The 12,540-nt window shown below is 64.1% G+C and carries 16 protein-coding genes; 6 read left to right on the forward strand and 10 right to left on the reverse strand.

Annotated features, from left to right (window positions below; genetic code table 11):
- Positions 1–6 precede the first annotated feature (6 nt).
- The 7 genes from BLR35_RS14795 to BLR35_RS14825 form a co-directional block, all read right to left on the reverse strand.
- Positions 7–408, reverse strand: coding sequence for a hypothetical protein (locus tag BLR35_RS14795; protein ID WP_090383556.1), 402 nt, complete (start codon positions 406–408; stop codon positions 7–9).
- Between the two features lie 389 nt (positions 409–797).
- Entirely contained in the window at positions 798–2,042 is a 1,245-nt protein-coding gene (locus BLR35_RS14800; RefSeq protein WP_090383559.1) for an aminotransferase class V-fold PLP-dependent enzyme, read from the reverse strand.
- Between the two features lie 76 nt (positions 2,043–2,118).
- The gene (locus tag BLR35_RS14805) at positions 2,119–3,009 is read right to left on the reverse strand and encodes a DUF8054 domain-containing protein (protein ID WP_090383561.1); all 891 of its coding nucleotides are present in this window, start codon (positions 3,007–3,009) and stop codon (positions 2,119–2,121) included.
- 84 nt (positions 3,010–3,093) lie between these two features.
- Positions 3,094–3,594 (reverse strand): SHOCT domain-containing protein, encoded by a 501-nt coding sequence (locus tag BLR35_RS14810; protein WP_090383563.1) that lies wholly within the window; start codon positions 3,592–3,594, stop codon positions 3,094–3,096.
- 70 nt (positions 3,595–3,664) lie between these two features.
- Positions 3,665–3,958 (reverse strand): DUF424 domain-containing protein, encoded by a 294-nt coding sequence (locus BLR35_RS14815; protein ID WP_090383566.1) that lies wholly within the window; start codon positions 3,956–3,958, stop codon positions 3,665–3,667.
- 2 nt (positions 3,959–3,960) lie between these two features.
- The gene (locus tag BLR35_RS14820) at positions 3,961–4,854 is read right to left on the reverse strand and encodes a tetratricopeptide repeat protein (protein WP_090383568.1); all 894 of its coding nucleotides are present in this window, start codon (positions 4,852–4,854) and stop codon (positions 3,961–3,963) included.
- A 429-nt stretch (positions 4,855–5,283) separates the two neighbouring features.
- Positions 5,284–7,143, reverse strand: coding sequence for a hydroxysqualene dehydroxylase (locus BLR35_RS14825; protein ID WP_342027641.1), 1,860 nt, complete (start codon positions 7,141–7,143; stop codon positions 5,284–5,286).
- Here BLR35_RS14825 and thpR point away from each other — a divergent pair.
- Genes thpR through BLR35_RS14845 form a run of 4 tightly spaced genes read left to right on the forward strand, consistent with a single transcriptional unit; the run spans position 7,027 to position 8,739 of the window.
- On the forward strand, positions 7,027–7,584 hold the full coding sequence (gene thpR / locus BLR35_RS14830) for an RNA 2',3'-cyclic phosphodiesterase (protein ID WP_090383573.1): 558 nt from the start codon (positions 7,027–7,029) through the stop codon (positions 7,582–7,584). The two genes, BLR35_RS14825 and thpR, sit on opposite strands and share 117 nt — an antisense overlap.
- A gap of 53 nt (positions 7,585–7,637) precedes the next feature.
- Positions 7,638–7,790, forward strand: a complete 153-nt coding sequence (locus BLR35_RS14835) for a 50S ribosomal protein L39e (RefSeq protein ID WP_090384139.1) — start codon at positions 7,638–7,640, stop codon at positions 7,788–7,790.
- 2 nt (positions 7,791–7,792) lie between these two features.
- Positions 7,793–8,071, forward strand: a complete 279-nt coding sequence (locus BLR35_RS14840) for a 50S ribosomal protein L31e (protein ID WP_090383575.1) — start codon at positions 7,793–7,795, stop codon at positions 8,069–8,071.
- 2 nt (positions 8,072–8,073) lie between these two features.
- On the forward strand, positions 8,074–8,739 hold the full coding sequence (locus BLR35_RS14845) for a translation initiation factor IF-6 (protein ID WP_090383578.1): 666 nt from the start codon (positions 8,074–8,076) through the stop codon (positions 8,737–8,739).
- A 66-nt stretch (positions 8,740–8,805) separates the two neighbouring features.
- Here the strand turns inward: BLR35_RS14845 and BLR35_RS14850 are convergent, their stop codons facing one another.
- Positions 8,806–9,372 (reverse strand): hypothetical protein, encoded by a 567-nt coding sequence (locus tag BLR35_RS14850; protein ID WP_090383581.1) that lies wholly within the window; start codon positions 9,370–9,372, stop codon positions 8,806–8,808.
- 193 nt (positions 9,373–9,565) lie between these two features.
- On the opposite strand from BLR35_RS14850, the gene BLR35_RS14855 reads away from it, so the two are divergent.
- On the forward strand, positions 9,566–10,726 hold the full coding sequence (locus BLR35_RS14855; protein WP_090383583.1) for an MFS transporter: 1,161 nt from the start codon (positions 9,566–9,568) through the stop codon (positions 10,724–10,726).
- Between the two features lie 129 nt (positions 10,727–10,855).
- On the opposite strand, the gene BLR35_RS14860 is transcribed toward BLR35_RS14855, so the two are convergent.
- Entirely contained in the window at positions 10,856–11,140 is a 285-nt protein-coding gene (locus BLR35_RS14860; protein ID WP_090383587.1) for a hypothetical protein, read from the reverse strand.
- Positions 11,137–11,448: an ASCH domain-containing protein gene (locus BLR35_RS14865; protein ID WP_090383590.1), complete on the reverse strand. Its 312-nt coding sequence runs from the start codon at positions 11,446–11,448 to the stop codon at positions 11,137–11,139. Before BLR35_RS14865 ends, BLR35_RS14860 begins: the two co-directional genes overlap by 4 nt.
- A 103-nt stretch (positions 11,449–11,551) precedes the next feature.
- On the opposite strand from BLR35_RS14865, the gene BLR35_RS14870 reads away from it, so the two are divergent.
- On the forward strand, positions 11,552–12,505 hold the full coding sequence (locus BLR35_RS14870) for a DUF6159 family protein (protein ID WP_090383593.1): 954 nt from the start codon (positions 11,552–11,554) through the stop codon (positions 12,503–12,505).
- The last annotated feature ends 35 nt before the right edge of the window (positions 12,506–12,540 follow it).

Genomic DNA, 12,540 nt, shown 5'->3' on the forward strand with positions numbered 1-12,540 from the left:
AAGCGGTCAGCTATCGGGATCCTCGACCCGCTGTCGTTCGAGCGGCCGATAGTCATCGACGAGCTGGTCGGGAATCGCCGAAACGTTCGCGTACAATGCCTCGAGGACGACTTCGACCTCTTCGAATCGCTCGCCACGGGAGGCACGAAACGGATCGCGTTGCCACTCGACGTAGCCTCCGTCCTCGAGTCGCGGAAGGTGATGGTGGCGCAACTGAACGCGTATTTCGTCCGGATTCGACGGTCGATTCGGGCTTTCGGCAGCGGCCGGCAACGAAACGTAGCCATCGTCTTCGATAGCCACGAGCGCATCGACGAGCTGACGTCGCGGTTCGGCGGCGAGTACCTCGAATACGTCGTTCCATCGGGAAGCGGCACGATCATGACGGCGTTCCCGGTCGAGAGACATATCAGTCTATGTGAGGTGCAATATAATAAATATTGGTGGGGAATTCACTCGGTTGTGTGGATTTCGACGGCGAGAGCCTGAACGAACGATCAGCCGAATACGCGTTTGACGGGTCGAATCGGCATCAGACGGAGTGAACCGAGCGATCAACTCGAGGGCACCCTCGCGTAACACCAACTACTCGACGTCCGTTCGGAGCGTGAAAAGCCGCCGACGTGAGAAAAGCTACGCGAACAACTCGCGTGCGTCCTCGAGTGCCGCCACCAGTTTATCGACTTCCTCCCGCGTGTTGTGAGACCACCTTTTTCCTCTCGGGTTCGCTCTCACTCCGCTCGATCGAACCACTCGAGCAAAAATCTGGACCAAAAAGCCGCTCACTTCGTTCGCGGTTATGCAAACAACTCGCGTGCGTCCTCGAGTGCCGCCACCAGTTTATCGACTTCTTCCCGCGTGTTATAGACGTAGAACGACGCTCGCGTCGACGCGGGAACGCCGAGTTTGTCGTGGAGCGGCTGCGTACAGTGGTCGCCCGCGCGGACGGCGACCGCGTAGTCGTTCATGATCGAGGTCAGATCGTGGGCGTGGACGCCCTCGAGGTTGAAACTGACCAGGCCGCCGCGGTCGGGGCCCGGTTCTGGGCCGTAGATCTCGACGTCGTCTTCGGCCTCGAGTTGCTCGTAGGCGTAGCGGGCGATCTCCTCCTCGTGGGCCTGAATTCGGTCCATGCCGATCCCCTCGAGCCAATCGATCGCCGCGTGGAGACCGACGGCCTCCGCGATGGGCGGCGTGCCGGGTTCGAACTTCCAGGGGAGTTCGCCCCAGGTCGACTCCTCGAAGGTGACCTTCCGGATCATCCCGCCGCCGTAGAGGTAGGGTTCCATCGCCTCGAGCAGGTCCTGCTTGCCGTAGAGGACGCCGATTCCGGTGGGTCCGGCCATCTTGTGACCCGAGAAGGCGTAGAAGTCGGCGTCGATCTCTTTCACGTCGACGGGCCGGTTCGGGACGGCCTGTGCGCCGTCGATAAAGGAGAGCGCGCCGTGTTCGTGGGCGAGATCGGTAAGTTCGCCGACGGGGTTGACGGTGCCGAGCGTGTTCGAGACGTGGACCGCCGAGACGATGGCCGTGTCGTCGTCGATCAGTTCGCGGGCGTGATCCATGTCTAGCCGCCCGTCCTCGTCGATGCGGATGTACTCGACGTCCGCGCCCGTCCGCTCGCCGATCTGTTGCCACGTCACCAGCGAGGCGTGGTGTTCCATCTCCGTGAGGACGACTTTGTCGCCTGGACCGAGTTCGTTCAGCCCCCACGAGTAGGCGACGAGATTCTCGCTCTCGGTCGTATTCTTGGTGAAGATGACTTCCTCGCGGCCGTCGGCGTTGATAAACCCGGCGACGCGGTCGTGGGCCTCCTCGTAGGCGATCGAAGCCTCCTGGCTGAGATGGTGGATCCCGCGGTGGACGTTCGCGTTGTACTCGCGGTAGTAATCGCTCATCGCGTCGACGACCGGATCCGGCGTCTGGGTCGTCGCCGCGTTGTCGAGGTAGACGACCTGCTGGCCGTCGAACTCCCGCTTCAGAATCGGAAACTCCTCGCGGATCGCCCCGACGTCGAACGACTCGAGGTCCTGTCGACTCATTACGTGACTAGCAGGTACCGCACACAAAACACTCCTTCGGTTCCGCCAGTACCGTTTCTCTCGAGAGCCGAACCCGTCAGGCCGAGACCTCGAGAATCCGTGCGTCACACTCCTCACAAGTGATCGCGTACACCTGATGGGAGCGACAGCAGGATTCGACCGTCTCCTCGTCGAGCGAGATCGACCCGTCGCAGTCAGGACAGGACTCGACGAACGCACGAAGACCGCTCGCGAGTTGACTCCGGTTCTCGAGGGCGAGCCGATCCCAGTTTGGCAATCGGTCCTCGAGTACCTCGACCGCGGCGAGATCCGCGAGCACGGCGGCACCCGACTCCCAGCGAGCGGCGATTCGGCCGTCGGCCCGTGCTAGAGCGCGGTCGGCGGACTGTTCGAACTCGATCTCGTCCGGATCGACCTCGAGGAAGGTCGCGACCTGTCGCTCGCGGTCGCCGTCCCGCAGCGCCTCGAGTGCAACGTCCCAGTCCGTCCTGACGGCCTCGGTGAGACAGAGGTCGTCCTCGGGTCCGTCGGCATCCTCGACCTCGTCGCAGGGAGCGACGATCCCGTGCTCGAGAAACTGTCGCTCGGGGTCGACATGGTCCGGGATGGCGACGTCCTCGACTTCTGGTTCGGCGGTTGTGTCGGCATCGGCGTTGCCCTCGATCTTCTCGAGTCCGCTCCCGGGTTCGGGAGCCTTGTCGAACTTTGCGAGCAGCCACTCGGGGAAGTATCGTTTCGTCAGCGTCGGCGTCCCCGGAACGAGGTAGCCACGAAAGTAGATCGCGGCGAGCGAGAACGCGAACACGACGGGTGCGGCCAGCGGCGAGACGACGGCGACCACGACCGCGAGAACGACTGCGATGACGACGTTGACCGCGGTACAGGGAATGCAGCGATTCTCACCCGTGTACTCGGGCTGGCGGAGTCGCTCGAGGACGCTCGACTCGTTCGGCCGTTCGGATTCCATACCCGGTGGAACCAGGGCAGTCGGCAAAAAGGTACGGTCCGTGACGTGTTTACGGATGGGGCGGACCAGCCGCTCGCAGCGAGTCTATCGCCCGGAATATTCGCGCTCGCGCTCGTCGTCCGGCTCACGAATCTCGTCGACGACGTCGGCTCGAGCGGCGGCGCGTTCGTCCGTCTCCGAAAGCACCGCCTCGAGTTCGCGTTCGAACTCCGCTTCGGATAGGTCGCCACGCTGGTACTGGGATTTGAGTTCGTCCGTCGGGGACAGCGTGGACTCGGTCCGAGGCTCGCTCGAGTAGGCAGCGGGAGCGTCGATGCGGCCGATCAGCGAGAGGTAGATCGGCCACAGCGTCACGAGGGTGAGGAGAGTCAGGAAGACACCGGCGGCAGCCGCCCCTGGAACGAGCAACAGAGAGCCGATCCAGGGGTTGACGAGGAATCCGAACGCGATCATAAGCGAGTAGATCCCGACCGGGCCAACGACCGCTGCCAGCCCGAGACGTCCGCGCGTTCCGTCGGGCGTGTACGTTTCGACGAGGCGATGGAGGCCGACGCGGATCGACTCCCGCGGAGGAGAACTGGGCATGCGACGAAGTACGTGTCACTACCCCATCAGTATACTGCTCGTACGGGTCGCCGATCGAAGACGAACCGACCTAGTACAGCCGTAACAGCTGCGCGTGTCGCGTCGAGCCGACCTCGAGGACGTTCGCCTCGTCGATAAAGCCCTCCTCGACGGCGAGGTCGACCGCTTTCGTGCCGACGATGTTGGCGACGTCGGCGCGGGCGAGGCTGTCGACGACGGCGTCCTCGTCGGCCTCGTCGCCGCCGTAGAACTCCTCGGTAACAGTCAGCGAGATATCCTCGGATTCGAAAGTCTCGCCGAGGACATCCGCATCGCAGACGGCGACGAGCAGCCCTTCCTGTGTCTCTCGTTCGTTGACGATCATCGCTACTCGAACTCGAACTCCCGGTCGTGTTCGGGGCCCTCCTCACCGGTTCGGCGGCCGGGGTCCATGATTCCCCCTTCCTCGGACTCGAACGGGCGACCGGGCTCCTCGAGACCACCGGCACCCCCAGCGCCGCCAGCCTGTCCGCGCCCGTCCATCCGATCCTCCATGACCTGCTGTTCGGCCTGCTCGAGCATCTCGTTTGCCTCCTCTGCGACCTGCTCGGCCTCGTCGTACTCGCCGAGTTCCTCGAGGATCTCGGCTTTCTCCTCGAGCACCTTCGCGTTACGCAGGCCAAGTCGGATCGCGTTGTCGATACAGTTCAGAGCTTCCTCGGCCAGCCCGCGCTCCGAGAGGAAAAAGGCGCGGTTGAACCAGCCCTCGGCGAACCGCTCGTCGATCTCGATGGCGCGTTCGGCGTGCTCGAGTGCCTGGGCAGTCTCGCCGAACTCCCAGAGCGCGTACGCGAGGTTCGTCTCGGCAGTGGCAGCGTGTTCGCTCTCGTCGTCGATCCGCAGGGCCTCGCGGTGGGCACCGATCGCCTCGTCGTACTCCTCGAGTTCGGCGTGGGCGACGCCCTTGTTGACCCACGCCTCCTGTTCGGCGCGGTCGTCCTCCGCGAAGTGGGCCGCCCGCTCGAAGGCTTCGGTCGCCTGCTCGTAGCGGTTGATCTGCATGTAGTTCAGCCCGACGTCGATCAGTTCGCTCGTGTCGACGGCGTCCTTGTCGATGCTGTGCTCGTCGAGCGTGTCGGTGACGACGCGGGAGTCGACGGGGTCGACCTTCGCCGGGTCGACGCCGAGTTCCGGCGGGTCCAGGTCGAACTCGTCGTACGAATCGTCGAACCCCTCCCCTTCGGAGAAGCTGTGATCGCGATCGTCCTCTGGGTCGGTCATTGGCGGAATGTGGCGGCGAGGACTGTTAAGGTCTGCGACCTACGGAAATCACGGTACCCGACGATACACAGGAGGACAGTCGATCGAGACGACCAGCGTGAAAACCCGTGATGCGCTCGAGAAACACGACTCGCTATCCCTCGATATGCGATCGCGTGTTCGATCACTCTTCCTGCTATCGAGCGTTCGACCATTCGCATCCTGCTATCGTGGCAACGAGGAGTAGCCACGCCCTCCCCAGCCGACTCACTCCCTCCGGTCGTTCGTCCACCGGGAGACACGAGCGTCTCCCGAGCCTTCGTTCGGTCGCGGGACTCTGTCCCGCGCCTCTCACGAAGACCTCGCACGAGTCGAGGCGCGGCTCACTCGTCGTTCGCCGCGCCTCCGCGTGCGCCATCTATAGCCCGACCGCTAAACTGTCGTCCGTCGTCACACTCGCCCACCGAGCCGTCTGGTCAGCGTCCGTACCGACTGCGTGACTTCGGCAGGATGCGGAAGCCCGAGCCGGTAGCGAATCCGATCCTGCTGTTTGAACGGTTCGAACGCCGCGGGCTCTCTCAGGTCCCAGATCTCGGCCGGCGTGTAGAAACGCCGGGCGTGGCGCTCGAGCACGGCGTTTGCCGCCCGGCGGCCGGCTTCGTTGGCTGACTCCATCGAGGCGAGATCGGCGTTCGTCCGCACGTAGTCGCTCGCGAGCGTCAGGTTCTGGACCCCGACGTCCGCCGGCGGCCGGTTGCGGAGAGAGCCGACGGTGTTGATCAGCAGCGGCGACCGGTTCTCGACGCCGTCGTCGGTCTCGACGATCGCCGGATCGAGGAACCAGTCGACGAGCAGGTCGTCCGACAGCGTCGTTCCGGTCACGTTCAGGTGGGCCTTTAGCTGCGTCCAGATTTCCGTCGCGATCTCCGCGCGGGTACACTCCCTCGCGGGTTTCCGGTAGACGATTCCAGACGTCTCCCAGTCCGAGGCGATCACCGAGAGCACGCCTTCGACCGCGTCGGGGCCGCGTCGTCCCACGTCGTACTCGTCGTCGGTCCAGAACTGGCGCTGCGAGATCGACGTCAGCGCCCACGGCGAGTCGGTGTAGACCTGGTGACCCCGCGTCAGTTCGACGTCTTCCGAGAGGTAAAACTGGATGCCGTTCATCCAGGCCGTCTCGAGCCGTCCGATCCGGCCGAGTTCCGGCGCGACACGAGCGAGTTCGGGCGTGACGAACGTCGGGGCGACCTCGACGGGGACCGCGAGGACGTACTCGTCTGCTGTAACTCGCGTTTCATCCGCCAGTACGACGCCAGTAACCTGCTGGCCGTCGAACTCGAGTCGCCGTGCTGGAGTGTTCGCTCGGAGGTCGACGCCGAGACGCTCGAGGTAGTCGAGCCAGGGCTCGATCCAGGCGACGCTGGTCGGCGCGTTCAGCACTTGCTCTGTCGGTCGCGTGGGGTCGAGCTGGCCGAACAGCAGTTGCAGGTAGATCGTTCCGATCGTCCGGGCGCTGCCCAGCTGCGGGCGGAGAGCGACCAGCGCCTGCGTGGCGTAGGCGAGGCGGTCGCGACACTCCGGCGAGCGGTTCTCGGCGTCGATGAAGGACCACCACGAGACGTCGTCGAGTTCCTCCTCGCGGCGGCGATCACAGGAGGTAAGCAGGTACAGCAGTCGCTCGAGCAGGAAGCGAACGTCCTCCGGCGGCAGATCCTCGGCGAACGCCGGGCGGAGCGCCTCGAGCCAGCCCCGCAGCGAGTCGGGCGTTCGGGTTTCGGCGCGCTGTCCCGGCCCGTCGACGGACGCGATCAGCGTCGCGTCGGTCTCGACCAGGTTGTCCGCGACGGTGCCGTCCCCGTCGGGAATCCGCTCCATCGTGTCGATCACGTGGCGGTAGAAGGCGGGGAAGAAGCGAAAGCCGTGCTCGCCGTGCAGCGGTGGGCTCTCCGTCTCCGGCGTCGCGGGCATCGATCGGGCCTTGCCGCCGAACTCGTCGGTGGCCTCGAGGACGGTCACGTCGAAGCCTCGCTCGGCGAGTTCGTGTGCTGCCGTGAGGCCGCCGATCCCACCGCCGATCACGGCGACGTCGGTGTCTACCATTGAGGGAGACAGGCTCTCGGTCGACATAACGGGCGACCCTAACGTCTGTTGGTGACCGTCACCGTTGAGTGTTCGGCCCGCGAACCGCCGTCCATGCGACTGTTCGTCAGCGTCGACCTTCCCGACGAACTCGCGGAGCCGGTCGCCGACCTCCAGGAGGAGTTCTCGGAAGCCAGCGGTCTCGATTTCACCGATCCCGGACAGGCCCACGTGACGATGAAGTTCCTCGGAGACGTGGGTGAGGATCGACTCCCCGTCCTCGAGTCGGAACTCGAGGCCACCGTCTCCGACGCCGACGTCTCACCATTCACCGCACGCTTCGGCGGTCTGGGGGTGTTCCCGACCCTCGAGTACATCAGTGTGCTCTGGCTCGGGGTCGAGACCGGCGGCGAAGAATTGACGGCACTACACGAGGCGATAGAGGAGCGGACGACGGCGATGGGGTTCGACCCGGAGGATCACGACTTTACGCCACACGTCACGCTCGCCCGGATGAAACACGCCGGCGGGAAGGACCTCGTCCAGGACCTCGTGCGGGAACGAGACCCCACCGTTGGCGAGATGACCGTCGATGAGGTACGGTTGACCGAGAGCACGCTGACCGAGGACGGGCCGGTGTACTCGACGGTCGAACGGTTCCCGCTCGAGTAGTCGGGCCTTAGATGGACAAGATTTTAAGCCACCGCGGGCTACGTCCGGCTACTATGGGTAAGAAATCGAAGGGCAAGAAGAAGCGCCTTGCCAAACTCGAGAACCAGAACAGCCGCGTTCCGGCCTGGGTCATGATGAAGACCGACATGGAAGTCACCCGGAACCCGAAGCGACGCAACTGGCGACGCAGCAGCACTGACGAATAACCATGAGTGCAAGTGATTTCGAGGAACGCGTCGTCACCGTTCCCCTGCGCGACGTCAAGAAAGGAGCCAACCACGAGGCCGCAGATCGGGCGATGACCATCGTCCGCGAACACCTCGCGAAACACTTCGCGGTCGACGAGGACGCCATCCGACTCGACCCCTCGATCAACGAGACGATCTGGTCGAACGGCCGATCCAACCCGCCACGGAAGCTCCGCGTTCGTGCGGCCCGCTTCGACGAAGAGGGTGAGGCCGTCGTCGAGGCCGAGGTCGCCGACTAAACTTGCAACGTCTCGCCTTCGCCGGGTCGGCCTACGTCGGCGTCTTCGCCCGCGCGACCGACTCGTGCGTGCTCGTTCGCCGCGACGTCGACGACGACGTCGTCGCCGACCTGACCGACGAACTCGAGGTGCCGGCCGTCCAGACGACCGTCGGCGGCTCCTCGACGGTCGGTGCGCTAGCGACGGGTAACGAAAACGGCCTGCTCGTCAGCTCTCGCGCCCTCGAGTACGAGCGCGAGCAACTCGAGGAGGCCGTCGACGTCCCCGTCGCGGAACTGCCGGGCAGCATCAACGCCGCCGGCAACGTCGTCCTCGCGAACGACTACGGGGCCTACGTCCACCCGGATCTGCCCCGGGAGGCGATCAAGATCGTCAAGGACACCCTCGACGTGCCGGTCGAACGCGGCGACCTCGCGGGCGTCCGCACCGTCGGCACCGCCGCGGTTGCGACCAACTCCGGGGTGCTCTGTCACCCGAAGGCGACCGACGAGGAACTGGACTTCCTCGAGGACGCCTTGGACGTCCGGGCCGACGTCGGCACCGTCAACTACGGCGCGCCACTCGTCGGTTCCGGACTGGTCGCTAACGAGGCTGGCTACGTCGTTGGCGAAGACACGACCGGACCGGAACTGGGCCGGATCGAGGACGCGCTGGGTTATCTCGAGTAACGCGCTGTCCGACCTTCGTCTGTTCTTTCTCGACGATTCTCGATGCGGCCGATCGTGTTCGAAGCGTTAGCTGCGGCTGTCGCTCGCGGCGTATCGTGCAGGACGAACCGTCGTCGAACCCACCTCGACGGTGAAGATGGTCGACTCGTCGCTACTGGCCCTCGATGGGACTGGAACTACGTCGGTGGTTGCCGTCGTCTCGCCGTCCACTGCTACCGAAACCGTGTAGGACTGGCCGTCGGCGAATCGTCCCGACCGAACGTCTCCGTCGCCAGGAGCGAGCGTTACGTCGTGGTGGATCCGTTCGGAACCGTCCGTTGCAGAGAACGTCACGCCGAACGTCGCGGTGTGATCGCCCGTGTTGACGACGTAGAACTCCCGTTCGTCGTCACGGAACACGAAGTACGGAAACGATATCGCGCCGATCAATACCCCGAGAAGCACGAGCCCCCCTGCTTCGAGAGCACCATACGAGTCGGCAGTGTAGACTGTCCCGCCGAGCAGGACGACGACACCGCTGGCGACGAACCCGAGTTTCCGGACGATGCTCGAGCGATCGTTTTCCGCGGGCGCAGTCCGCATCCGAACATCGCGGGGACGAGGAACGCGTCGGTCGGGCGCGTCATCGGTCATCGACTCAATCGTTTAGCGACGACCGGAATAATTGTTCGGCCGACGAATCTGGTCGTCTCGAGAGCTTCGACAATCGATGCCTCGAGTTCTGATCGTTCCGTTCCGGAACGCGTGATCGGTTGAGAATTCGTCCAATTGTAGCAAACCATTCCGATTTCGGAACGTTTGAGGCCGGTTGCTGGCAAGAGCGGTCGTGAGCCGCGCTCGTCTCTTCGCCTCTCTGTGTGGTCTCGTGTTCCTGCTGAATCTCGCCAGAATCATCTTTGCACCGCTTCTCGACGTGATCATCGCGGAGTTTGCGATTGGCGAAGCAGCTGCCGGACTGCTCGTGACGCTGGCGTGGGTCGGCAGCGCGTCGCCGCGCCTGCCGACGGGATGGCTCCTGACGAAAGTACCGCGACACTACGTCGTGATCAGTTCGGGAGCGATTCTCGCTGCTGCCTCCGCGTTCGCTGCCACGGCAGTTTCGATTCATCACCTCATGGTCGGGGCTTTCCTGATGGGGATCGCCTCCGGCGTCTACTTCGTCTCGGCGAACCCGTTTCTGAGCGAACTGTTTCCGGATCGGGTCGGTCGAGTCATGGGCATCCACGGCGCGGCGAGCCAGGTCGCCGCGGTGATCGCAGCCCCACTGGTCGCGGTCACGCTCGTCGTCGACTGGCGGCTGTCGCTGTGGCTGATCGCTATCGGTGCCGCGGTGGTGACGTTCTACACCGGACTCACCGCGAAACGAACCGAGTTACCGCAAGCGGGAGCAGAAGACAAGAACTTCGTCGCCGGCGCACTCTCGGAGTGGCGGATCATCGTGACCGCGCTGGTGATCGTCGGCGCGGCGTCGTTCATCTGGCAGGGCGTGTTCAACTTCTACGATCTGTACATGCAAGACTCGAAAGAGCTCCCACGGGAAGCCTCAGGGATGATGCTCACCATCGTCTTCGCCGCCGGCATTCCTGCCTTTTACTTCGGCGGTGATCTGGCCGACAGACTGCCACAGGTCCCGTACCTGCTGGGCGTCGTCGGCGCGTTCTCGGTGAGTCTCCTCGTGCTGACGATGGTCGAGAGCTTCCTCGGCCTCATCCTCATCTCGAGCATCATCGGCTTCGTCATCCACGCGCTGTTTCCGGCCACTGATACGTTCCTTCTGGATACGCTGCCGGACTCGACCAGGGGCAGCGCCTACGCCGTGTTCAGTTCGATGTGGATGCTCACCCAGTCGCTTGGCTCGTACGTACTGGGCGTGTTCGTCGAAGCCCAGTACAGCTACGACATGGTGTTTCGTACCGGTGCCGTCTTCCTCGTCGTACTGGTCGTTACGCTCCTGATACTCGAGCGTACGGATCGGCTCCCGGTCTGACTCGAGTCGAACTGGAGCGCTACTCCGACTCGTCTCGATCCCGCGACTGCCACCAGCGCATGGCCAGCGACGGGAGAAAGAGCATAATTCCCGCGACAAGAACCAGCAGCGCGATACCGATCGTTTCGATCATTGGATCGTAAACCGGTCCGTCTCACCCTCTGAAAGCGTCGCTTCCGCACGGAGCTTTACGATCCTCCCCGTCGGCGTCGACTCGATCTCCGCCGGTGCGTCGACCTCCTCGAGCGTGCCGAGCAACTGCGCTCGCGGGGGTTTCTGGGCTGCACCACAGTCGTAGATCGTCAGCAGGCCGCGGTCGTCCTCGTCGTCGGGTTCCTCGCGGTCGTAGACGACGACGTGGGCATGATTCGGGAGTTTCCACTCGCCGTCCGATTTCTGGGGAAGGTGGTTCATCGCTGCTCGAACCGGTGGAGTACGATCTCGCTGTCGTCGTCCCACTCGAAGTTCTCGTGAGCGCGCTCGAGCAGTTGCCGGTAGGCCTCGAGGTCGTCCATCCCCTCGGCCTGGGCGTCCTCGTCGGTCAGATCGCCGAGCGTTCGGTCGGACACTTCCCGGACCTCGAAGGTCGTGTTCTCGATGGTGAACGTGTCGCCCTCGTCGGCGTACTGGTGGCCGCGGTGGATCTGGGTGACCTCACCCTCGAGGGCCTGCTGTTTCATGCGATCGTTCGGGAGGAGTTCGTCGGGTTCGATTTCGCTCATAGTGGTTGGTACGACGCCGCGAGCAAAATCGTTTGGTCCGATACTCGTATCAGTACCGGAACCTGTCGTCAAGATTTATGAGACGGTGGAGAAACGTTCGAATATGGTCCTCCAGTCCGTGTTCGCCCGGTTTCGGACCGGGTTCGCGATCGCGAAAGCGTCGTTCGGCGTCCTCCGACGGGAGAAGTGGTTGCTCGTCTTCCCGATACTGTACGGAGCCGTCGTGGTCGTCGGGATCGTGGGGCTGATCGCCGGACTTGCCGCCGTCCTGTTCGGGTCCGCGATCGGGCTCGCGGCCGTCGACGGCGTGGTCGAGGGAGTCGACGGTGCCGGCGAAACCGTCCTCACTGCGATCGGCGTCGTCGGCTCCTTCGTCTTCCTGTTCGTCGCGACGGCGGTTGCGACGTTCTTCAGCGCCGCGCTCGTCCACGCGACCGGTAAACTGTTCGCCGGGGAGTCGACGAGCATCCGCGACGGGCTCGCGGGAGCGTGGCAGTCGAAACGAACGATCCTCGCGTGGGGCGTCGTCGGCGCGACCGTCGGTCTCGTCTTCCAGACCCTCGAGAGTCAGGACGGGAAACTCGCCGCGACCGTCAGGGCGATCGCCGGCTTCGCCTGGTTCGCGATGACGTTTTTCATCGTCCCTGTGATCGTCTTCCGGAACGGCGGCGTCCGCGAGTCGATGCGCGACAGCGTCGATCTATTCCGCGAGACGTGGGGCGAGGTCGGCGGGATCAGCCTCGGAATCGGCCTCGTCACGATGGCGGTCGCGATTCCGGTGCTCGCCCTCGGAATCGGGGCACCGGTTTTCTTGCTCGAGTCGCCCGGGGCGGTGCTCCCGTACACGATCGGTCCGACGGTAGTGTTGCTGATCGGCATCGCAATCGTCCACAACGCCGCGACCGCGATTGCGAAGACTGCGCTGTACCGGTACGCCGACGACGGTGAGCTTCCGCCAGCGTTCGACGGGATCGATCCCAGTGAGCTTGCACGGCCCAAACGTACCCCAGGGTCGACGATAGGCGGCGGACCGGGCAACCAACCAGGGAAGATATAGAGCGACTCGTGGTTCCGACGGAAGGGAAGATTCTT

Source organism: Natronobacterium texcoconense (assembly GCF_900104065.1).
Classification (GTDB): Archaea; Halobacteriota; Halobacteria; order Halobacteriales; family Natrialbaceae; genus Natronobacterium; species Natronobacterium texcoconense.

Excerpts from the sequence above, each read along its gene's own strand:
- BLR35_RS14795 (WP_090383556.1), bottom strand. The coding sequence starts at position 408 with ATGTCTCTCGACCGGGAACGCCGTCATGATCGTGCCGCTTCCCGATGG.
- BLR35_RS14800 (WP_090383559.1), bottom strand. The coding sequence starts at position 2,042 with ATGAGTCGACAGGACCTCGAGTCGTTCGACGTCGGGGCGATCCGCGAG.
- BLR35_RS14805 (WP_090383561.1), bottom strand. The coding sequence starts at position 3,009 with ATGGAATCCGAACGGCCGAACGAGTCGAGCGTCCTCGAGCGACTCCGC.
- BLR35_RS14810 (WP_090383563.1), bottom strand. The coding sequence starts at position 3,594 with ATGCCCAGTTCTCCTCCGCGGGAGTCGATCCGCGTCGGCCTCCATCGC.
- BLR35_RS14815 (WP_090383566.1), bottom strand. The coding sequence starts at position 3,958 with ATGATCGTCAACGAACGAGAGACACAGGAAGGGCTGCTCGTCGCCGTC.
- BLR35_RS14820 (WP_090383568.1), bottom strand. The coding sequence starts at position 4,854 with ATGACCGACCCAGAGGACGATCGCGATCACAGCTTCTCCGAAGGGGAG.
- thpR (WP_090383573.1), top strand. The coding sequence starts at position 7,027 with ATGCGACTGTTCGTCAGCGTCGACCTTCCCGACGAACTCGCGGAGCCG.
- BLR35_RS14835 (WP_090384139.1), top strand. The coding sequence starts at position 7,638 with ATGGGTAAGAAATCGAAGGGCAAGAAGAAGCGCCTTGCCAAACTCGAG.
- BLR35_RS14840 (WP_090383575.1), top strand. The coding sequence starts at position 7,793 with ATGAGTGCAAGTGATTTCGAGGAACGCGTCGTCACCGTTCCCCTGCGC.
- BLR35_RS14850 (WP_090383581.1), bottom strand. The coding sequence starts at position 9,372 with ATGACCGATGACGCGCCCGACCGACGCGTTCCTCGTCCCCGCGATGTT.
- BLR35_RS14860 (WP_090383587.1), bottom strand. The coding sequence starts at position 11,140 with ATGAACCACCTTCCCCAGAAATCGGACGGCGAGTGGAAACTCCCGAAT.
- BLR35_RS14865 (WP_090383590.1), bottom strand. The coding sequence starts at position 11,448 with ATGAGCGAAATCGAACCCGACGAACTCCTCCCGAACGATCGCATGAAA.
- BLR35_RS14870 (WP_090383593.1), top strand. The coding sequence starts at position 11,552 with ATGGTCCTCCAGTCCGTGTTCGCCCGGTTTCGGACCGGGTTCGCGATC.